This window comes from Amycolatopsis sp., assembly GCF_025464955.1.
GTDB lineage: Bacteria > Actinomycetota > Actinomycetes > Mycobacteriales > Pseudonocardiaceae > Amycolatopsis.
This window is the reverse complement of sequence record NZ_JAODNM010000168.1, coordinates 22,790-40,665: the sequence shown is the minus strand read 5'-3', so window position 1 is coordinate 40,665 and position 17,876 is coordinate 22,790. Positions and strand designations below refer to the sequence as shown.

The following is a 17,876-nucleotide window of genomic DNA, read 5'->3' as shown; positions in this document are numbered from 1 at the left end:
GATCTCGATTTCATGCGCAGGCGTCTCGCCGGTGTTGTCAAGCGGTATCCTTGATGACGTGGACGTACTATCCGACGTGGTCACGGCGATGCGTATCGGCAAACCTCATTCGGCGCGGGTCAGCCACCGCGCTCCATTCGGCCGGCGGTTTCCCGCTGCCGGCGCCGCCGGATTCCACATCGTGCTCCAAGGGACGTGCTGGTTGTTCCCGCCCACCGGCACGCCGATCGCGCTGCGACCCGGAGACATAGCCTTCCTTCCCCGCGGTTGCGCCCACGGCCTGGCCGACAGTGAGAACGGTCCGCTCGTCGACAGCCAGATCTCGCTGCGCACGATCCAACCCGAGAAACCGCCGACTCCTGCGCCCCACCCAGCCTCCGACATCGTCATGCTGTGCGGCGCGTACCTGCTGGACCGAACCCGCGCGCATCCCATGCTCGAGAATCTGCCCGGCGTCATCCACATCCCCGCGCCGACCACACGCCACACGATGCTGGGAACGGTCATCGACCTTCTCGACGGCGAACTCCACCGTGACAGGCCGGGCAGTGATGCCATGCTGCGTGCTCTGCTGGACGCCCTGTTGCTGCATATTCTGCGAGTCTGGTTCGACGAGCAGGCCGACGACCGCACCGCCGGTTGGGCAGTTGCCCTGCACGACCCGGCTGTCACCGTGGCCCTCCGTGCCATCCACAGCGAACCCGGCCACGGTTGGACAGTCGCCGAACTCGCCAACCAGGCCGGACTCTCGAGGGCGACCTTCGCACGCCGCTTCACCACGCTGATCGGCCAACCACCCGTCACCTACCTGACCTGGTGGCGCATGACCCTCGCCGCCCGACACCTGCGTGACGACAACACACCGCTGGCCACAGTCGCCCGACAGGTCGGCTACACCTCCGAGTTCGCCTTCGCGCATGCCTTCAAACACGAATTCGGCTGCGCACCCGGACAATTCCGCAGAAATAGCCGGACAGCAGCACTGGGGGCACATGACCCCGAGCCGTCGGTAATCGAACACGAACCCGCGCCGCCGAACGCCGGACAACACTGATCCGAAAGGAGATCATCATGGACGACGCCGACCATCGGGGCCCTCACTCTGGGCGCGGGACGATCCAGCGGATGGACAACGTCGCCATCGTCGTCGACGACCTCGCGGCCGCTATCACGTTTTTTGTCGAACTCGGTCTGGAGCTGGAGGGCGAGGCGACAGTCGAGGGCAGCGCGGTGGATCGCCTCGTTGGGCTCGAGGGAGTCCGATCGGACATCGCGATGATGCGCACCCCAGACGGCCACGGACGGCTCGAGCTGACCAAGTACCACACGCCGTCGAGCCGAGACGGTGACCCGAGCGCTCCGGCGAACACGCTGGGCATGCATCGCATCATGTTCGCCGTCGAAGACATCGACGACATCCTCGACCGCTTGCGGCCACACGGAGCCGAACTCCTCGGCGAGCTGGTGCGGTACGAGAACAGCTACCGGCTCTGCTATCTCCGCGGCCCCGCAGGCATCATCGTCGCGCTGGCCGAGCAGATCAAGTGACCGGTCACTGAACGGCCCAGCGCCGTGCATAACCTCTCGCGGACGGGCATTATGTGCTCCCACGAGTAGCGCCTTTCAGTGTTCGGCCGACGCGTCGACAGAGGGAGAGCCGATGCCGAGCCCCGATGAGATCCGAGACAGTCAGCGTGCGACGTGGGCGGGGCTCGCGGCGGGCTGGGAGAAGTGGGACTCGGTGATCATGGATCAGCTGGGACCGGTCGGTGCGGCGATTATCGAGGGTCTCGACATCGTCGAAGATCATCAGCATCTCGACATTGCTTCGGGCACGGGTGAGCCGGGGTTGAGCATCGCGAGACTGTTGCCGAAGGGGCGTGTCGTGCTGACCGACCTCGTAGCGGAGATGCTGGAGATAGCCGCGCGACGAGCCAGGGCGCATGGGGTCGCCAACATCGAGACGACGGTGTGCAGCGCCGATGATTTGCCCTTCAACGACGCCACCTTCGATAGCGTCTCCGTGCGTTTTGGGTACATGTTCTTCCCCGACGTGGCCAAGGCGACGGCCGAGTTCGCACGCGTGCTCAAGCCGGGCGGACGCCTCTGCTCGTCGGTCTGGGTCAAGCCCGAGGAAAACCCGTGGACGACGATCGCTATGCAGGCAATCGCGACCGAGGCGGTGGTGGTGCCACCCGCCCCGGACACACCGAACATGTTTCGGTGCGCTGCCCCGGGATATGTCAGTGCCCTCTACGAGGACGCGGGGCTGCACGACACCGCCGAGTGGGACGTCCACGTCGAACTCATGACGAGATCGCCCGAGCAGTATTGGGAGATGATCAGCGAGCACGTCTCGCTGGCAGTCGCGGCGCTTCAGCAGGTCGACGAACCGGGGCGGCAGCGGATTCGGGCACACGCCATCGCGAACGTGATCAACTTCGAGAAGAACGGCAAGGTCCGGGTTCCGGGCGTCGCAAGGTGCATCGTGGGAACAAAGCAGGACGCGAGCGGCACGCGCCCACGCGACGGCGCGCGATCCAACGCCGGCCAACCGCCCCAGCCGTAGGCCCGTCACTTCCGCCGGGCTGGCTGTTCCGGGGCCGGGAGGCCACGGAACAGCCGGCGATCAGTGCCAGCCGGTGCAGGTGAAGACCCCGGCGGTGTCGGTGCACGCACGCACCTTGTAGTTGGGACCGTCGAAGACGTACTTGGTGACCACGTCGAAGGTGAAGCTGCCGGTCCCGTTCCCCTTTATCTTGTTGACCCACCCGTGGTAGGTGCCGTCCGGGTCGGTGACGTCCAGGTACACGTAGCGGTTCTCCGGGATGTGCGCGCGGCCGCGCGCGGATTCGTGGTGGTCCGACCCGAGGACCGTCTCCAACGAGATCCACGCCGCCGGGAACTGCCTGACGGGCAGCTTCCCGCTGCACCAGTACAGGTGGTCGGCGCCACACGGAGACGCGCCGGCCGGTAACGCCGTCGTCACCGCCAATCCGCTCGCCGCCGCCGCGATGACCAACACCCTTGCGATGAGTTTGTGCATCCCCACTCCTCCAGTCGGTTGTGCATGGGAGGGCAACCGTGCCGGTGGTGGTCCTCGCCGTGTCATCACGCGGTCCTTGTCGCAGCTCAACGCCGGTGTGCTCGGCCCGCGAGGGGGACCGGACGGAGCCCGGCTCTCACCACAGGTACTGGTCGGGCGGCTCATGGTTGATCATCGCGTCTGCTTTGGTCTGCACGCGCTTCGCGTTGCGCTTCACGTTGTCGGCGCTGCGCCCGCCGTAGAGGCGATGGCTCTGTTCCTCCGTCGTCTCGATCCAGAACGAGCGGTCGAGTAGACCTTCGACGACCACCTCGGCGAACTCCGCAGGCTCCACGATCGACGCCGGCCCGACCTGCGCCAAGATCGACGGGTCATCGCCTGCGAGATTCGTTCTCACCAGCGGCGGCAGCACCATTCCGACATGGATGTCCGACCCGGCGTCCCTGAGCTGACCGTACTGGCACTCCATGATCGTGAGCTGCGCGTTCTTGGTCGCCGCGTACTCGGCTGTGTGGTACGACGTGCCGTGCACGCCAGCCGCCGAACTCGTCGCCAGCAGGCTGCCGCCCTCGGCCTGGTTCATCAGGATCGGCAGGAAGACCTTGATGCCGTTGAGCAGGCCGTAGACGTTGGTGCCGATCGTCGACGATGCCGGCATTGAGAAACACCACGTCGACTCTGCCGAACCGGTCGATCGCGATATCCGCCATGTGGACCCGGCTTGCTCGACATCGATATCGGCGGCTGGTCCGCGACGATCGCCGCCGATGGCCCCCACGGTCTGTCCTGCCGGTTGTACCCCGGACCCGATGGCACGACCGCCGGTGCGCCGTCGGTGCCCGAGCTGCACCGTGTCCTCGTTGTCGGCCAAGCAGTTGGGGCATCACGGCAGGATCCGGGCGATCGCGAGGCAGATTAGCTCACTCTCGGTACGTGTCGATTGCCATGGGCAGGAACCACGATGTTGCCCGGCGACGGGACCACCTCGTGGCCCGGTGGCGTCGTGTGAACACCTTTCGTTGAACAGCATCCGCGGGTAAATCGATTCCTGCCGAAAACGCACTCTCATGCCGATGAGCGCACGTTCAGGACGATCTTCATTTGCCGATCTGAAGATGTGAACCAGAACCGAGGCGCTTGCGCAGAATCCGCACGAACGTCAGCCAGGTCGGTCCCGCGGCGGTATGCGAGCATGAGTTGTGCGGATCACGCGAGAGTCAGACCCGATGGTGATGTTCGAACGCGGCGTCGAGCTTGCCCGTCGCGGCGACCTCGACGGCGCAGCCGTCCAGTACCAGAAGGCGATTGATTCCGGCCATCACCTTGCTGTGGCCGAGGCGGGGATCAAGCTCGGTATCGTCCGCAATAAGGCTGGCGACAAGGCCGGCGCGATGTCTGCGTTCCGTGCCGCGATGGGCACTGGTCATCCCGAACGGGCGCCGGTGGCCGCCTTCCTGCTCGCTGGGGTCCTGTCGGCCGACGGCCGCTACAGCGACGCGGCCGACGCGTATACGTACGTGATCGATTCAGGTCATGCGCTGGCTCCCAGCGCCTTGCTCAGCCAGGCTGAACTGGCTCGACTCCACCGGTTGGACCTGGTGCTCGCGGCCGAACTCTTCCAGCGCGCGATCGACTCGGGCGACCCTGACTCGGCACCCAAGGCCATGATCGGTCTCGCCCGGTTGATGGAGACGAACGCCCCGGACGCCGCCGTCGAGCTGTACCAGCGGGCTACCGACAGTGAACATCCCGAGGCGGCTGCCTGGGCTCGTGCCGACCTACGGGCGTTGCGGGAACGTCGGGGGGAACCCGTTGATCTCCCGCCGGTGCCGAGCATGCGCCCAGCAATCGGGAATTCCGGCTGTCACCTCGTCCTGGACGAGGACGCTGTGGTGCAGGCTCTGTGGTTCGAGGACGGGGCTGCAGGCGCCGCCTGCTCCGCGGACCCTCGGCTCGTCCAAGAAGTCCTGCACCAGAACAAGCTGTTCAGTCTGATGTCCGCCGGCTATCAGGCACATTCGGACTACGAGCGTGGTGGCTACCTGATCAGGTTCCGCCGAGAAGCGTAGGCGGACCGGTGGCCTACCAGCAATGTCCGACGGAATGTCTGTCGTTCGTCAACGTCCGCTCATGCCGCGTTGAGTGGACGCATCTGCTGATGTGCGGATGTTCGGCGTTTAGGCCTTGGCGACAAGACAGGCTCGGTCGGTGGCCGCTCAGAAGATCAACTGGGGCGGCACAAGTGATCGCTGGCCAACAGGGACCGAGTCTGGACCTCTTCGAGGACGACTATCCGCGGGTGGTCGAGTGGTTCGCTCCGTGACCGCAACTCGGCGGCGACTTGTGAGGAGGGGCAACGACCTGCAAATACGACCGAAGAGCCACTTTTGTCGGCTTTCGCCGGAATATCCCAAGCTAGCTGTCGGTTAATTTATGACTATTTCCTACGATGGTAGGTTTCTATTTCAGCCCGCGTTACCGATCCTTCTGAGGTCGGCCGTTGTCGCGCACCTGGAGGACATTGTGAAAAGTCGCAGTGCAGATCATTCGGGTGAGCGAGTACTCCAATGATCATTTCCGATCCGATTGCCCGCTAGTCCCGAACGGAGCGCAATAGTTCACCAGTGCCCGCATTGCGGCAGAATGCGAACTACGCGCCCATGGTCAAACAGGCAAATTTCGCGAACCTCCCTGCACGAAACCGAAGTCGGGAGCGATTGATACGTTCCGCTCGTAATTTTTGACATAACCAGGTCCCCCGAGAACCGGAGAAATCCACCATGTCCTTGAATCGAAGGTTTCGCCATGTCCAGTTCGGCGCCGCGGTATGCGCCGCTGTCATCGGCTTGGCGCTCGCCGTACCGGCCACGGCCGGTGCGGCGCCGACCGTCCATCAGCCGGTAACCCACCACAAGATCGTCATGCACCGAGCAGGCTCCCATGCCGCACCGCGGGTCCCGAACAGCAACCTGCAGTGGGGCGGTGGCCCAGTCGAGCACAACACCAAGGTGTACTTGGTGTTCTGGGGTTCCCAGTGGGACTCAGACGCCAACAGCGTCCAGTCGTACCTGACCGACTACTTCTCAGGTTTGGGCACCGGCTCCGAGCGGTGGACCAACGTCATGACCCAATACACCGACAACAGCGGCAATGCCTCGAGCGGGAATCCGGTGTTCGGTGGCAGTTGGGTGGATAATGGCGCGGCCGCGCCGTCCAGTTCAACCCAGTCGGACATTTCCGCCGAAGCCAACCGCGGGGCCGGCCATTTCGGTGTTTCAGGGGCCGATACCGACATTTTCGTGGTCAGCCCGTCGGGTACCAGTCCCGACGGCTTTCCGAATTCAGGTTTCTGCGCGTGGCATGACTGGAACGGCAACGTGGCCTACACCAACATGCCGTATGTGATCGACGCCGGTTCCGGGTGTGGCTCCAACTCGGTGCAGGACCAGCGGGACGGTTTCAGTATCGTCGGCGGTCACGAATTCGCCGAGGCCGAAACCGATCCGCTGGCGGGCAATGGCTGGGTCGACTCGGGTGGTCAGGAAAATGGTGACCTGTGCGCCTGGCAGGGTCTCACCGCGCTCTCCGAATCGACCGGCAGCTTCGCGGTCCAGCCGACGTGGAGCAATGCCGTGAACGGGTGCGCCACCTCAGCCTGACCGCGAGGAAGGCACACCACCGACGGGTGGGGACGACTACGTAGTCGGCCCCACCCGTCCGCTCGGACCAGCCCAGCCTCGGCCCGTTCCAGCAACACGGCTTGCGCCTCTTTCTCAGCGCGCGATGATCTCCGACGCCTTGATCCGCGGTTCCAGCAGCCAGAGCCTGCCGGTGACCGCTACCCGAACCACAAGTCACGCGTGGCGCCAAGCCCGTCGTCAGACCGGCCGGGCAGCGGTCGGTAGAGCTTCCACGCATACCCATACGGATCGACGCACTCTGCATAGCGCTCTCCCCATGCCGCGTCGAGCGAACCCGCTGTCAGCTTGCACCCGGCCACCTCGCAATAGCCCGCCGCCACGTCGACATCGTCGACCTCGATCCCGATGATCACGCCCAGCCCGCGCGGGCCGGCCTGGATCTGGCGCTCCCGATCGTCGTCCGCGAACGGCATGCCCGCCAGCGCGTCCACCAGCAACTGCAAGTCTCCCCGCCGGAGGATTGCCATGACCGGCCCGCCGTCGGGACCCGGCAGCTCCGCAACCCGGTCGAAGCCGAGACCTGCGTAGAAGGCTGCCGCCGCGACCACGTCGCCGACCCGCAACCCCACCCGGAAGGGAGCTTCACCACTCACATCTTCTCCATGTCGCGCGCATGGTCGAGTACCGCGTACAAACCCATAAGCGCACTCTATTGCTGCGATGCAGGTACCCGCATCTGCCGAATAGCGCGTGCCACGACGACGCTCGACCTGCTCGAACGCACGACCCAGTCGCGGAGAAGCACCTGATGCTGTCGGTGAACTACTCGATGGGCGTGTCCCTGGACGGCTTCACCGCAGTGCGGGTGTGGTGTCCATCGACGGGGCGGCCCTGGCCGCGGACGCCATCGCCGAGGACCTGATCGACGAGTACCGCCAGTTCGTCTGCGCGATCATCCTCGGCAACGGGACCCCGTACTTCCCGCCCCTCGCCAAGCCCCTCGGCCTGCGGCTGACCGAGTCCCGGACAGTGAACTCCCGGGTCGTCTACCTTCGTTACCAGCGCATACGCTGAGTTCGACCTCGGTGGAAGATGTCCGACTCCACCGACCGAACACAAGCGGAGGAATTCGCCATGCCCCATCCTGTGGACTTCGACACCGTATCGACCGTCGGCCTGGAGTCGTCGCCGGCCGCGGCCGCGCTAGCTGGTCTGCGGGCGAACGAGGCCCGGTACTTCAAGAACAAGTACGACCACGTTTTCACGGTCGAGCCAGCGAGCAACGCCATGTCGACCATTGACTGGGTCCACCGGATCCTCAAGGAAGAACGCGGCATCGTCATCTCCGCTCGCCCGCTCGAGGCGACCGCATTCCAAGTCGAGAACATTCGGATCGCCTACGTCTTCTACGAGGACGGTCTGTCGATCAACGTGATGTACACCGTCGACGAACTCGGGAAACGGGCGGTCGGGTTCAAGCTCTCCGACGGGATGGAAATCCCCGCGGAACTCGCTTCGTTCAAGTTCGCTCGGCAGAAGTCGAAGCTGGCCGGAACCATCCGCGGCTCCTACTTCGTCATCAAGAACGAGTACTGACCCGGCACCGGGCTTTGCCGGGCGGCCGACCTGGGGTCACTGGGGCGGGTGGAACTTGACGATGGAACGGTCATTGCTTCGCGACCCAACACGAGCGTCTCACCCGCGGGATCGGTCGGCGGCGGTGGACGCCCGCTGACGCGTTGCGGGAGCGCGGACTGCGTGTCGACTGGACCAACTATGAACTCGATGGCCTGGTGACCCGAAGTGAGGTCGTACGTCGCGCCACCGCAATCGTGATGCCGCTCGATGTACTCGGCCGTGACCTCATAGCCAATCAGCGCCGAGGCATACCGGCCACGATAAGCATCAGAATCGCAGACCAACTCCGTCAGGAGCTCAGACTCCCACACACCGGCACGCCGGACCTGAACAGACGCCATCAACCCAGAGTAGGGCTGCCGAATGAGTGGACGCGCGATCCGCCTCCTTCTTGTAGAGCGCGTTGACGGATTCCGCCAACGCGTTATCGTACGAGTCGCCTTTCAGCCCCCGGCGGCGCTTACGGAGCCGAGGACGCGTTACCAGACCAGGCCGCGGCTTCGGGAAGGACAGCTTGGTCGCAATCACCGGACGTTGGGCACGGCTGTCAGCTTGGTTTCGTCACGAGGTAGTCGGCGATGTCCAACCTGCCAACCTGTTTGCGCAGCTGGCCAGTGGAGAACGGCCAGATGAAGCTGTTGCGGCCGTTGCTGTCGTGGTAGTAGCTCGAACATCCGCCGGCCTGATACACCGTGCCCGGCAAGGCGGCCTGTACCTGGGCGTTGAACCTCTTCTGCGCGGTGTGCCGTACTTCCAGGGACGTCCAGCCTTCCCTCAGCGTGCGGGTGACCGCGGCGACGACATGTCGTAGTTGGGCTTCCAGGACCATCAGCACCGAGGTGTGTCCGGTGGCGACGTTCGGCCCGAGCAGCAGGTAGAGGTTGGGGAAGCCGGCGACGGTCGTGCCGAGGTAGGCCTGCGGGCTGCCGCGCCAGTGGTGGGCGAGACTGCGCCCGTCGGTGTCGTGGAGCCGCGACGCCACTGGCATGTCGAGGATGTGGAACCCGGTGGCGAAGATGATCGCGTCCACCTCGGCGGTCGAACCGTCGGCACCGAGCAGGCGCTGCCCGTCCACCGCGCGCACCGCCGTGGGGTGGACCTGCACCGTGGGCCCGGTGAGCGCGCGGTAGTACGTGTTGGAGATCAGCAAGCGCTTGCAGCCCAGTGTGTGGTCAGGGGTCAGTGCCCGGCGCAGGGTGGGGTTGCGCACGGTGAGCCGCAGGTGCGCTTGCCCGGCCAGCTGTACCTGTCGCATCAGCCAGGGGTGGCGGAATCCGTAGCCGAATGCTTCCGTCGCCCCGTAGACCACTGCTCGCCATGCTTGCCCGAGTGCGGGTAGATGGTGCAGGAGCTGGCGTTCCACCGTGGATACTGGGAGATCAGGTTTGGGCAGCACCCACTGCGCGGTGCGCTGGAACAGGTGCAGCCGCGTCACCTTCGGTGCGATCTCAGGCACGAACTGCACTGCCGACGCTCCGCTGCCGATCACGGCGATCCGTTTGCCGGATAGGTCGTAGTCGTGGTTCCAGCGCGCGGAGTGGAAGGTCTCGCCGGGGAACCCGTCGAGACCGGGCACGTCCGGGATCTTCGGCTGATGCCACGGCCCGGTCGCCGAGAGAAGGATCCTCGCGGTGTACGGACCGGCTGTGGTCTCGAGTTCCCACCGGGTGCCGGTCCATTGGGCTCGGACGACCTCGACGCCGTACCGGATCTTCCCGGCAATCCCGAACGAGGCTGCGGTGTCGTGCAGGTACTTGTGGATCTCCGGCTGTGGGGCAAAGGTCCGGGTCCAGCTGGGGTTGGGTGCGAACGAGTAGGAGTAGATGGCCGAGGGGACGTCGCAGGCGCATCCGGGATAGGTGTTGTCCCGCCACGTTCCGCCGAGGTCGGGTGCTTTCTCGAGAACGACCAGGTCCCGCACGCCGGTCTGGGTCAGCTGGATGGCTGCGCCGAGCCCGGAGGCCCCGGCACCGATGATGAGCACATCGTGATCATTCATGTTCGGAGAGTACCGGCGTGCAGTTGCTGCGGCGGCCATCAGCCAGGAAAGGGTTCGCATGATGGGGCGAGCAAGGGACACACGCCCTACGATGTGCTCGAACACGTCGCGCTCTCCTCCTCGGACGCGTGACAGGTACCGGCTGGACTCTCGGAGAGGAGATGCCGACCCGATGGCGGCCACCGATATCGATGCCTACCTCGCGCACCTCACCGAGCCCGAACGGCGGGCGCTGAACCAGCTGCGGTCGGACATCCACGCCGTGTTGCCCGAAGCCCAGGAATGCATCTCCTACGGCATGCCCGCCTTCAGGGTTCACGGCGAGGTCGTCGCGGGGTTCGCCGCGTTCAAGAACCACCTCAGCTACCTTCCCCACAGCGGTTCGGTGTTGTCGGCGCTCGCCGAGGATCTCGCCGACTACGAGATGACAAAAGGCTCGCTGCACTTTCCACCCGACCAGCCGCTACCCCGTGCACTCCTACAGAAACTGGTCGCCACACGGTTGCGGCAAGCCGGTATTCACCAGGCCCAGCCGGCTCACGAAGACGCGGTCCGTCGCGCACGCGACACCGACGGGCGCTGACACCACGCCGGCGAACCGCACATCGACACCGGACAACTGACGTACTGACGTGCCGCTGGTCGCTCGCTCATGCCGATGAGCGGCAGGCCAGACGGTTCAGTCTTGTAGGTCCTCGGCGCTGAACGAGCGGCGCACGGTGAGCTGAGCCAGATGTGTTTCCAGGGCTTCGAGCTGCTCGGGTCCTATTTGGACTGCCCAGCGGCTGCGTACGTCGTCGAACAGTGCCTCGCCGATGGTCATCAGCTCGCGGCCTCGGGGTGTCACGCGCACTCGCTTGCGGCGAGCGTCGCTCGGGTCGGCCTCACGGTCGACGTAGCCGAATTGCTCGAGGACGGCGATGGTCTGCGCGGCGGCCTGCTTGGAGACCGAGAGCCGGCGACCAAGCTCGGAGGCAGTGTCCGCCCCCGCGTCCACGGCACGCAGCGCGAACTCGTGAACAGGGCGGACAGCTTCGTGTCCGCGCTTCGTCAGCTCCACGGTCACCTCATCGACCATCGAGTGAAACCCGCCGAGCAAGAGCAACGCGAGCTCGGCGCCACTGGACTGCGTCATGAGGTCGATCATACGAGGCCGCCAGGTATAGACAAGGCGCTTGTCTATACCTAGACTTAGACAAGTAACTTGTCTACCTGGTCGAAGGAGTGTCATGGACAGGTCCGCTTTCGGCGGTGCCACCATCCCCGCTGTCGACCACCACCGGGCCGGCCTCAACGGCACCGAACTGCATTACGTGACCGCTGGAACCTCCGGGTCCCCTGTGCTGCTGGTCCACGGCTTCCCGGAGACCTGGTGGGTCTTCCACAAGCTGATCCCCCTGCTGAGCGAGCACCACCGGGTGTTCGCAGTCGACCTGCGCGGATTCGGCGACTCCGCCACCGCCATGCCGGAGCACGACAGCACGACCTCGGCGAAAGACCTCAGCGAGCTGATCGCATGGCTGGATGTCGGCCCTGTCCACCTCACGGGCCAGGACATCAGCGGCTCGTCGACGTTCCGCGTTGCCGCCACCCACCCCGAACTCGTCAAGAGCTACACCGGGATCGAGACCGGCCTCCCGGGATTTGGCGCCGAGATGCTCGCCGACGTCACCCACGGCGGCGCCTGGCACATCGGAGTCCTGGCCGCCCCTGACATCCCGGAGATGCTCCTCGCCGGGCGCGAGCGAGCATTCCTCGCCGACTACGCGATCCCCTCGCTCACCGTTATCCGCGACGCGTTCACCGACACCGACGTCGACGAGCTCGTCCGCTCCTACGCGCGACCCGACGCGTTCGCCGGCGCCGCCGGCCTGTACCGATCTCTAGTCTCGGAGGGGAAAGAACTTCGCCAGCTGGCGACCCGGAAGCTGGGCATGCCCGTGCTCGCGGTGGCGGGCCGCTCGGGGGACTTCACGCCAGCGACCTTGCGCCAGGTCGCCACCGACGTGACCGCCCTGCGAATCGAGGGCATCGGGCACTACGTCGCGATGGAAGCCCCCGAACAACTTGCGGCCGCGCTCCACTCCTTCTACGCAGAAGTCGACCAGGAATGACGCTTTGACCCAGCCGCGTGCCCCCGCACATGTCGGCGTCGAACATCCGCTCATGCCGCTGAGGGCGCGCTGAGAAGCGGACGAGTGGGCATCAGCTTTCCCAGCGGGTGTCCAAGGCTGAGCCGGGGGCCGTCTTCAGTGTCCGACGTGCCGATCGAGGAAGTCGATCATCGCGGTGTACGTCCGCGGCGCTGTGCGTTCGATGTTGAGGCCGTGGCCGGTGTTTGGGACGACATAGCCTTCGACGGTGGCGCGTGGACCGAAGAAGGGGAGTTCGAAGTTCGCGAGCGTGGTCCCGGTTCGGCAGTCCGCAGCCAGCAGGCCGCAGAAGAACGGGTCGTCGGCCCCGTTGATCGCGAGCACGGGCACGTTGATGCCGGCCGAGGACCGGATCGGCAAGAGATTCCGGACAGAGTGGGTGACCAGCGTGACTTCGATGTATATGGAGCCTTGGCGGACGTACTCGCTCAGGCCGGTTTCGACCCCTGGGATAGCAGCGGCACCATCACCTTCACGGGAGCCGACCCGATCGTGCCCAGCACCCTGCGGCTCGCCAGCGCTGCGGGATTCGGGCTGGTGGCGAAGTCCGTGGCGGTCGCCGCGCTGTGGCGCCATCGCGGCGGCCCCGGCCAGGACATCACGATGGACCTGCGTACCGCGCCGCACCGGTTGTGCCCGTTCTACGACAAGCGTTGGGAACTGCTCAGCGGGTTTCCGCCGTTCTCCACCGCGGACCCGCGGAGCCCGATGTCGTTCACCTTTTACCGCACCGCCGACGAACGGTGGGTGCTGCCGCAGAACATGTACCCGGCCATGCGCACCACGGCCCTCGAGCTGCTCGCCACCCACGACACCAAATCCGCGGTCGGCGCCGCCATCCCAGTACCGCACTGTCCTCGCGGACCTGCCACTCGTCGAAATCGAGAAGATCGGCGACAGTGCCCCCGAGCCGTTCCCCGCCAACGCGACACAGCCGTTCGACGGAATCCGCGCGCTCGGCATGGGCAAGGTCATCGCGGGAGCGGGGATCGGTCGCGCGCTGGCGCTGCACGGTGCCGACGTGCTCAACCTGTGGCGCCCCACCGAGCTCGAACACGAGACGGTCTACTACAGCGCGAATGTGGGGGTTCGATCGGCGCTGCTGGACCCGCACAGCGACGACGGCCGAGAGCGGCTCTCCGAACTGCTGCGAGATGCGGACGTCTTTTACCACAACCGCCGCCTGCCTCCCATCATGGTCGTCAACGACTACATCGTCCCCTGGCTGACCACGATGGGCATCACCCGCGCACTGATCCGGCGGGCTGAGGAAGGCGGCAGCTACCGCGTACACGTCTCCCTGACCCGAATGGCCCTCTGGCTGCTCAGCCTCGGCATCTTCGACCAGCAATGGGCTCACGCCACAGCGGGCGCGGGCGAGCAGCACGCCTACCTTGCCCCCGAGACCTGAATGGACCACCTGACTGTCCACGCGACAGTGTCGAGCGGACAGTCGGTGCCGTGTACTGCGCTGGTGACGCCGTCGAGGAGATTAGGCAGTTGCGGGATCTCCGGGATGTCGCCGGCCGCTGCATCGCAGTCGGAGTGCGAGCCCAGAACCCGCTGAACGTCGTGCGATTGCCGCGATCTCCGCGACAGGCGTGTTCTCACCTGGACCGCGGTATGGGGATACGGGCATTCGGTGAAGGCCGGTGGGCGACGAGCGTGCACATCACGGAAAACGGTCTTCCTTGATGGATCGGAGAGTTAGGCCGGCTTGCGGCCCCATGCGGTGATCATCGGTGCGAGCATGAGGTGTAGGTCGCCGCCGGAGAGGTTCGCGAGGTGTGTTTCGATCTCCTCGGGGGTCGCCAGTTCCGCGGCCAGCAACTGGTCGCGAACGTGCTGGATCGTGGCCGCTTCCAGGATGACGCAGGCGCGTGATCCGATCGGGAAGTAGGCCTCCGCACTGACGTCCTCCAGGTCTGACTCACGCAGCAGCCTGGGCAGCTTGCGACCATACGCGAGGTCTGCGCCGCGCTCGGCCATCAGCGTGCGGATTCGGGCGCGCAGGCGGTTCGCCAACTCCTCGGCGGGGCCGCGCTCGTCCGGACAGGCAAGCGGCTGCAGCGAAGGGTCCGCATCCTCGATCACCAGCCATCCGCCAGGCCGGAGCGCATCGATCAGGATCCGCAGTGCGGCCGCGCGATCCTTCAGGTGGACCAGCACCAGTCGGGCGTGGACCAGGTCGAACTTCTCCGCCGGCGGCGGGTCGCCTATCACGTCGTGCCGACGTACTTCCAGTACACCGCCTGCTGCGGGCTCGGTCCACGACACGTCGATGTCGGTGGCCAGCACCCGGCCGCTGGGTCCCACGCGCTCTGCCAGGCCGTGCGGTACCGAGACGCCGCCGGCACCGACCTCCCAACACCGCCATCCTTCGCCAAGCCCTAAGTCGTCGAGGTGGCGAAACGTCCATGGATCGAACAGTTCGGCGAGCGCTGCGAACCTTTCGCCCGCTTCCGGACGGCGGTTGTCGAGCAGGTAACGGTTCACGGCAACAGCATGACCCCGTCAACGTCGCGCGAGCACCGACGTTGACCAACATCACGCGGTCGGCTCAGTGCCGTGCGCCCGGCACTTGGACTTGAATCGGTGTCCGGACGCGTTGGGGATATGCCGAGTGACTCATCGCAGCGTTACAGGCACGCTGGGCCGGTATGCGAACCCCGAAGGGCACAGTCGGGCTGGAGATCGAGGGGAGCACCAGGGCGAGTACGAGCACCAATGCTGACAACCCCGAACTCACGGAGATGGCAACGGTCATGGCGTGTCCTCTGACTGCGTGGCGGCGAATGAATCGAGCACAGACCGACAGATCGTGAGAGCTTCGTCGGCCGGTAATCCTCTGGCGACAGCCTCGGCGAGCAGGGTCCGTGCTCTCGCGGTCCATTCCGCGTGGAACGGCGGACCCGCGACTGTCAGGGTCACCACGGCGCCGGTCTTGCGGTTGAGCCGGATCAAGCCCTGCCTGCGCAGCAGGTCGTAGGCCTTGTTCACGGTGTGGAGGTTGATCCCGAACTCCGCGGCGAGTGCCCGGGCGGGCGGCAACGGGCTGCCCTCGGTCAGCACACCCTCGGCGATGACCTCGACGAGCCGGTCCCGGATCTGCTGGTAGTGATCGCGTGACGACTTCAACGATTGACACCCCGACGCAATGGATCAAACGCCACGCCCACCCGCTCACCACCCTCGATCCCGACAAGCCACTCACCGACCTCGAACCACTGCGCGACATGGCGCCTAACGCACGCCTCGTGGTCCTCGGTGTCTCAGCCCGCGACACGCACGAGCTTGCGGGCGCCTCTCACCGGATACTGAGGTTTCTCGTTGAGGAACTGGGATTCCGTTCTCTGGCGGTCGAAGGCGACGACGCGACGAGCATCCTGCTCGACGAGTACGTACGCACGGGAGCCGGTGACCCACAAACGTTGCTGGCCAACGCCCGGTCATTCTGGCGGACCAGGGAACTCCTCGACGCCGTCAGCTGGTTGCACCGACACAACCAGCAGCACCCGGCCGACCCGGTCCGCATCGTCAACGTGGCCGACCACCGCGGCAGGCGATGCCGCCTACCACCTGTCCGGCGGCTCGCTCGCCGAATGGTTCGACGTCATCGTGCACTGCCAGGAAGTCACGCACGCCGGCCTGTTCAATCGAACGTCGGCAACGGCCTGAGGCTGAGCTCGCAAGCTGCGCACCGGGGTAGGTCGTCCTCGGTGACGACATCAGGCTCAGGGCCGAGCCAGGCGCCACAGATCGCGACGAATACGCGAGTGCCTTCGAAGCAGGTGCTGCGTTCGCCGCCGGGATAGACCGTCCGGATGTGGCAGACACCGGGTTTCACGAACCCGCTGGCCCAACCGAACTCCATCATCTCGCCTGCTCCGGCAAGGGCCGGCCCGGACGATCGTGGCGGCGTTGGGGCGCCGATCGTCCGGGCCGACCGGCGGGTGGCGATCGCGGATCGTTCGATCGGCGCTCGTCCCTCCCGCCCTACCGACCACGCGCGGAGGCGGAGCGCCCTCGTCCCGCCGCGTGGAGTCCCGTTCGCAGTCCGCGATGAGCGAAGCCAACTCGGCGCCGCGAAAACTCCGTCGACGGTGTTCCTCGACAAGCTGCGACACCGCCCAGACGCCGATCACCACGACGAACAGCCCGGTCACCACACTGCCGAAGACCAGTCCGGCCAACTCGACGGCGTTCATCCCACTCCCCTGCGATCAACTAACATGGGAACCCATAGATTGAGAATCATGGTTTAAGGAACCCATCGAACGGGTGAGGCGACACAGCCAGTGAGTTACGGCTACTGTCTGCGCATGTCCACGAACCAGACCGTGTGCCGGAAACTCATCGGCAACGAGCTGCGCCACGCCCGGGAGCAGAAGGGCTTTAACCAGGACGAGGCCGCCGACCACATCGGCGCGAAGGTCAGCAAGATCAGCCGCCTCGAACTCGGTCAGACCCGCGTGTCGATGCCCGAAGTCAAGATGCTGCTGGAGTTCTACGAATACGCTCCCGAGCAGGTCGAAGGCCTGCTCACGCTGGCACGGGGCGCGAACCAGCGCGGCCGATGGGACGGGTATCGCGCGTCGATCCCCGAGTGGTTCCGGATGTACGTCGACCTCGAATCGGGCGCCGAGGAGATCCGCTGGGTCCAGGCGGAGCTGATCCCCGGGCTACTGCAGACCGAGGACTACACCCGAGCCATCCACGCGGAAGCCCTCGCCGCAGCGAGCGAGCCGGAGACTGTCGAGAACCAAATCCGAACTCGGATCGGACGGCAGCAACACCTGCTCGGCGACAGCGCCCCGGGTGCGTCGTTCGTGCTTTCGGAATCGTGCCTGCACCGGGAGATCGGCGGCGCCGACGTCATGCGCGCGCAGCTGGACCACCTGACAACGCTGGCGCAGCTCAAACATGTGCAGATTCAGGTTCTGCCCTACAAGACGAAGACCTACGTACGCGGGGTCCCGTTCGCCTTCACGCTACTCACGCTGGGTGCGCCCGGATTGGCCTCGCCACTGGACATCGCCTATGTGGAAACATATGACGACGCCAGCTATATCGACGAAAAGGACGTAGTGCGGAGCTACGCCAGTCAATGGCGCCGCATGACCGCCGCCGCGTTGGGACCGGCTGAGTCCATCGACTTCATCCGGGAGGTGGCGGCGCGTTACACGTAGTGCACAGAAGGGATCGCCGACGTGCCAAACCCGGACTTCGCGGACGCTCTTTGGATCAAGAGCAGCCGCAGCGCCGACCAGGGTCAGTGTGTGGAACTGGCCACAGTGGACGGCTGGATCGGGGTGCGCGACTCCAAACTCGGAGCCGACGGCCCCGTCCTCGCCCTCACCGCGACCACCATGCGGGCCTTCCTGTCCGCCCTCGCGTAG

The 17,876-nt window shown here is 65.6% G+C and carries 21 protein-coding genes and 1 pseudogene; 13 read left to right on the top strand and 9 right to left on the bottom strand.

The annotated features are described in order from the left end of the window. Positions 1 to 58: 58 nt before the first annotated feature. The 3 genes from JWQ81_RS42620 (at position 59) to JWQ81_RS42610 (ending at position 2,569) form a co-directional block, all read left to right on the top strand. The gene (locus JWQ81_RS42620) at positions 59 to 1,054 is read left to right on the top strand and encodes an AraC family transcriptional regulator (RefSeq protein ID WP_297551171.1); all 996 of its coding nucleotides are present in this window, start codon (positions 59 to 61) and stop codon (positions 1,052 to 1,054) included. Between the two features lie 17 nt (positions 1,055 to 1,071). Beyond that, a complete protein-coding gene (locus JWQ81_RS42615; RefSeq protein ID WP_297551169.1) occupies positions 1,072 to 1,548 on the top strand; it encodes a VOC family protein in 477 nt (158 codons plus the stop codon). A 112-nt stretch (positions 1,549 to 1,660) separates the two neighbouring features. Next, a complete protein-coding gene (locus tag JWQ81_RS42610; RefSeq protein WP_297551167.1) occupies positions 1,661 to 2,569 on the top strand; it encodes a class I SAM-dependent methyltransferase in 909 nt (302 codons plus the stop codon). A gap of 60 nt (positions 2,570 to 2,629) precedes the next feature. Here JWQ81_RS42610 and JWQ81_RS42605 read toward each other — a convergent pair whose 3' ends face one another. Together JWQ81_RS42605 and JWQ81_RS42600 are read right to left on the bottom strand one after the other, a co-directional pair. Beyond that, positions 2,630 to 3,046: a hypothetical protein gene (locus JWQ81_RS42605; protein WP_297551165.1), complete on the bottom strand. Its 417-nt coding sequence runs from the start codon at positions 3,044 to 3,046 to the stop codon at positions 2,630 to 2,632. A 136-nt stretch (positions 3,047 to 3,182) separates the two neighbouring features. After that, entirely contained in the window at positions 3,183 to 3,917 is a 735-nt protein-coding gene (locus JWQ81_RS42600; protein ID WP_297551163.1) for an SDR family oxidoreductase, read from the bottom strand. Between the two features lie 355 nt (positions 3,918 to 4,272). On the opposite strand from JWQ81_RS42600, the gene JWQ81_RS42595 reads away from it, so the two are divergent. Both JWQ81_RS42595 and JWQ81_RS42590 read left to right on the top strand, forming a co-directional pair. Beyond that, positions 4,273 to 5,115 carry a hypothetical protein gene (locus JWQ81_RS42595; RefSeq protein WP_297551161.1) on the top strand — a complete coding sequence of 281 codons (843 nt, stop codon included), beginning with the start codon at positions 4,273 to 4,275 and terminating at the stop codon, positions 5,113 to 5,115. Positions 5,116 to 5,892: 777 nt separating this feature from the next. Further along, positions 5,893 to 6,705: a hypothetical protein gene (locus JWQ81_RS42590; RefSeq protein WP_297551159.1), complete on the top strand. Its 813-nt coding sequence runs from the start codon at positions 5,893 to 5,895 to the stop codon at positions 6,703 to 6,705. Between the two features lie 179 nt (positions 6,706 to 6,884). On the opposite strand, the gene JWQ81_RS42585 is transcribed toward JWQ81_RS42590, so the two are convergent. Then, positions 6,885 to 7,340 carry a VOC family protein gene (locus JWQ81_RS42585; RefSeq protein WP_297551157.1) on the bottom strand — a complete coding sequence of 152 codons (456 nt, stop codon included), beginning with the start codon at positions 7,338 to 7,340 and terminating at the stop codon, positions 6,885 to 6,887. Positions 7,341 to 7,554: 214 nt separating this feature from the next. Here JWQ81_RS42585 and JWQ81_RS42580 point away from each other — a divergent pair, with 214 nt between their 5' ends. Next, the gene (locus JWQ81_RS42580) at positions 7,555 to 7,761 is read left to right on the top strand and encodes a dihydrofolate reductase family protein (protein WP_297551155.1); all 207 of its coding nucleotides are present in this window, start codon (positions 7,555 to 7,557) and stop codon (positions 7,759 to 7,761) included. A gap of 60 nt (positions 7,762 to 7,821) precedes the next feature. Beyond that, on the top strand, positions 7,822 to 8,283 hold the full coding sequence (locus tag JWQ81_RS42575) for a phage tail protein (protein ID WP_297551153.1): 462 nt from the start codon (positions 7,822 to 7,824) through the stop codon (positions 8,281 to 8,283). 589 nt (positions 8,284 to 8,872) lie between these two features. Here the strand turns inward: JWQ81_RS42575 and JWQ81_RS42570 are convergent. Next, positions 8,873 to 10,324, bottom strand: coding sequence for an NAD(P)/FAD-dependent oxidoreductase (locus JWQ81_RS42570; RefSeq protein ID WP_297551151.1), 1,452 nt, complete (start codon positions 10,322 to 10,324; stop codon positions 8,873 to 8,875). A 172-nt stretch (positions 10,325 to 10,496) separates the two neighbouring features. Here JWQ81_RS42570 and JWQ81_RS42565 point away from each other — a divergent pair, with 172 nt between their 5' ends. Then, entirely contained in the window at positions 10,497 to 10,907 is a 411-nt protein-coding gene (locus tag JWQ81_RS42565) for an iron chaperone (RefSeq protein ID WP_297551149.1), read from the top strand. A 96-nt stretch (positions 10,908 to 11,003) separates the two neighbouring features. On the opposite strand, the gene JWQ81_RS42560 is transcribed toward JWQ81_RS42565, so the two are convergent. Further along, positions 11,004 to 11,459 carry a MarR family transcriptional regulator gene (locus tag JWQ81_RS42560; protein WP_297551147.1) on the bottom strand — a complete coding sequence of 152 codons (456 nt, stop codon included), beginning with the start codon at positions 11,457 to 11,459 and terminating at the stop codon, positions 11,004 to 11,006. A 94-nt stretch (positions 11,460 to 11,553) separates the two neighbouring features. On the opposite strand from JWQ81_RS42560, the gene JWQ81_RS42555 reads away from it, so the two are divergent. Further along, positions 11,554 to 12,438 (top strand): alpha/beta hydrolase, encoded by an 885-nt coding sequence (locus JWQ81_RS42555; RefSeq protein ID WP_297551145.1) that lies wholly within the window; start codon positions 11,554 to 11,556, stop codon positions 12,436 to 12,438. Between the two features lie 135 nt (positions 12,439 to 12,573). Here the strand turns inward: JWQ81_RS42555 and JWQ81_RS42550 are convergent, their stop codons facing one another. Then, the gene (locus tag JWQ81_RS42550) at positions 12,574 to 13,452 is read right to left on the bottom strand and encodes a hypothetical protein (protein ID WP_297551143.1); all 879 of its coding nucleotides are present in this window, start codon (positions 13,450 to 13,452) and stop codon (positions 12,574 to 12,576) included. On the opposite strand from JWQ81_RS42550, the gene JWQ81_RS42545 reads away from it, so the two are divergent. Beyond that, on the top strand, positions 13,439 to 13,888 hold the full coding sequence (locus tag JWQ81_RS42545; RefSeq protein WP_297551140.1) for a CoA transferase: 450 nt from the start codon (positions 13,439 to 13,441) through the stop codon (positions 13,886 to 13,888). The genes JWQ81_RS42550 and JWQ81_RS42545 overlap by 14 nt on opposite strands. 296 nt (positions 13,889 to 14,184) lie before the next feature. Here JWQ81_RS42545 and JWQ81_RS42540 read toward each other — a convergent pair whose 3' ends face one another. Together JWQ81_RS42540 and JWQ81_RS42535 are read right to left on the bottom strand one after the other, a co-directional pair. Further along, complete coding sequence (locus JWQ81_RS42540; RefSeq protein ID WP_297551139.1) at positions 14,185 to 14,973, bottom strand: methyltransferase domain-containing protein; 789 nt, start codon at positions 14,971 to 14,973, stop codon at positions 14,185 to 14,187. A 267-nt stretch (positions 14,974 to 15,240) separates the two neighbouring features. Beyond that, positions 15,241 to 15,615 (bottom strand): GntR family transcriptional regulator, encoded by a 375-nt coding sequence (locus JWQ81_RS42535; protein WP_297551137.1) that lies wholly within the window; start codon positions 15,613 to 15,615, stop codon positions 15,241 to 15,243. Positions 15,616 to 15,713: 98 nt separating this feature from the next. Here JWQ81_RS42535 and JWQ81_RS45225 point away from each other — a divergent pair. Next, positions 15,714 to 16,001 (top strand): annotated as a pseudogene (locus tag JWQ81_RS45225) (erythromycin esterase family protein); the annotation flags it as partial. 128 nt (positions 16,002 to 16,129) lie between these two features. On the opposite strand, the gene JWQ81_RS42530 reads toward JWQ81_RS45225, so the two are convergent. Then, on the bottom strand, positions 16,130 to 16,354 hold the full coding sequence (locus JWQ81_RS42530) for a hypothetical protein (RefSeq protein WP_297551135.1): 225 nt from the start codon (positions 16,352 to 16,354) through the stop codon (positions 16,130 to 16,132). 445 nt (positions 16,355 to 16,799) lie between these two features. Between JWQ81_RS42530 and JWQ81_RS42525 the strand changes: the two genes are divergently transcribed. Then, positions 16,800 to 17,666 (top strand): helix-turn-helix transcriptional regulator, encoded by an 867-nt coding sequence (locus tag JWQ81_RS42525; RefSeq protein ID WP_297551133.1) that lies wholly within the window; start codon positions 16,800 to 16,802, stop codon positions 17,664 to 17,666. A 21-nt stretch (positions 17,667 to 17,687) separates the two neighbouring features. Beyond that, on the top strand, positions 17,688 to 17,876 hold the full coding sequence (locus tag JWQ81_RS42520) for a DUF397 domain-containing protein (RefSeq protein ID WP_297551131.1): 189 nt from the start codon (positions 17,688 to 17,690) through the stop codon (positions 17,874 to 17,876).

What these genes read in the sequence shown, in the direction of transcription:
- JWQ81_RS42615 (WP_297551169.1), top strand. Translation starts at nt 1,072, where the DNA reads ATGGACGACGCCGACCATCGGGGCCCTCACTCTGGGCGCGGGACGATC.
- JWQ81_RS42610 (WP_297551167.1), top strand. Translation starts at nt 1,661, where the DNA reads ATGCCGAGCCCCGATGAGATCCGAGACAGTCAGCGTGCGACGTGGGCG.
- JWQ81_RS42605 (WP_297551165.1), bottom strand. Translation starts at nt 3,046, where the DNA reads ATGCACAAACTCATCGCAAGGGTGTTGGTCATCGCGGCGGCGGCGAGC.
- JWQ81_RS42595 (WP_297551161.1), top strand. Translation starts at nt 4,273, where the DNA reads ATGGTGATGTTCGAACGCGGCGTCGAGCTTGCCCGTCGCGGCGACCTC.
- JWQ81_RS42575 (WP_297551153.1), top strand. Translation starts at nt 7,822, where the DNA reads ATGCCCCATCCTGTGGACTTCGACACCGTATCGACCGTCGGCCTGGAG.
- JWQ81_RS42570 (WP_297551151.1), bottom strand. Translation starts at nt 10,324, where the DNA reads ATGAATGATCACGATGTGCTCATCATCGGTGCCGGGGCCTCCGGGCTC.
- JWQ81_RS42565 (WP_297551149.1), top strand. Translation starts at nt 10,497, where the DNA reads ATGGCGGCCACCGATATCGATGCCTACCTCGCGCACCTCACCGAGCCC.
- JWQ81_RS42560 (WP_297551147.1), bottom strand. Translation starts at nt 11,459, where the DNA reads ATGACGCAGTCCAGTGGCGCCGAGCTCGCGTTGCTCTTGCTCGGCGGG.
- JWQ81_RS42555 (WP_297551145.1), top strand. Translation starts at nt 11,554, where the DNA reads ATGGACAGGTCCGCTTTCGGCGGTGCCACCATCCCCGCTGTCGACCAC.
- JWQ81_RS42545 (WP_297551140.1), top strand. Translation starts at nt 13,439, where the DNA reads ATGGGCAAGGTCATCGCGGGAGCGGGGATCGGTCGCGCGCTGGCGCTG.
- JWQ81_RS42550 (WP_297551143.1), bottom strand. Translation starts at nt 13,452, where the DNA reads ATGACCTTGCCCATGCCGAGCGCGCGGATTCCGTCGAACGGCTGTGTC.
- JWQ81_RS42530 (WP_297551135.1), bottom strand. Translation starts at nt 16,354, where the DNA reads ATGATGGAGTTCGGTTGGGCCAGCGGGTTCGTGAAACCCGGTGTCTGC.
- JWQ81_RS42525 (WP_297551133.1), top strand. Translation starts at nt 16,800, where the DNA reads ATGTCCACGAACCAGACCGTGTGCCGGAAACTCATCGGCAACGAGCTG.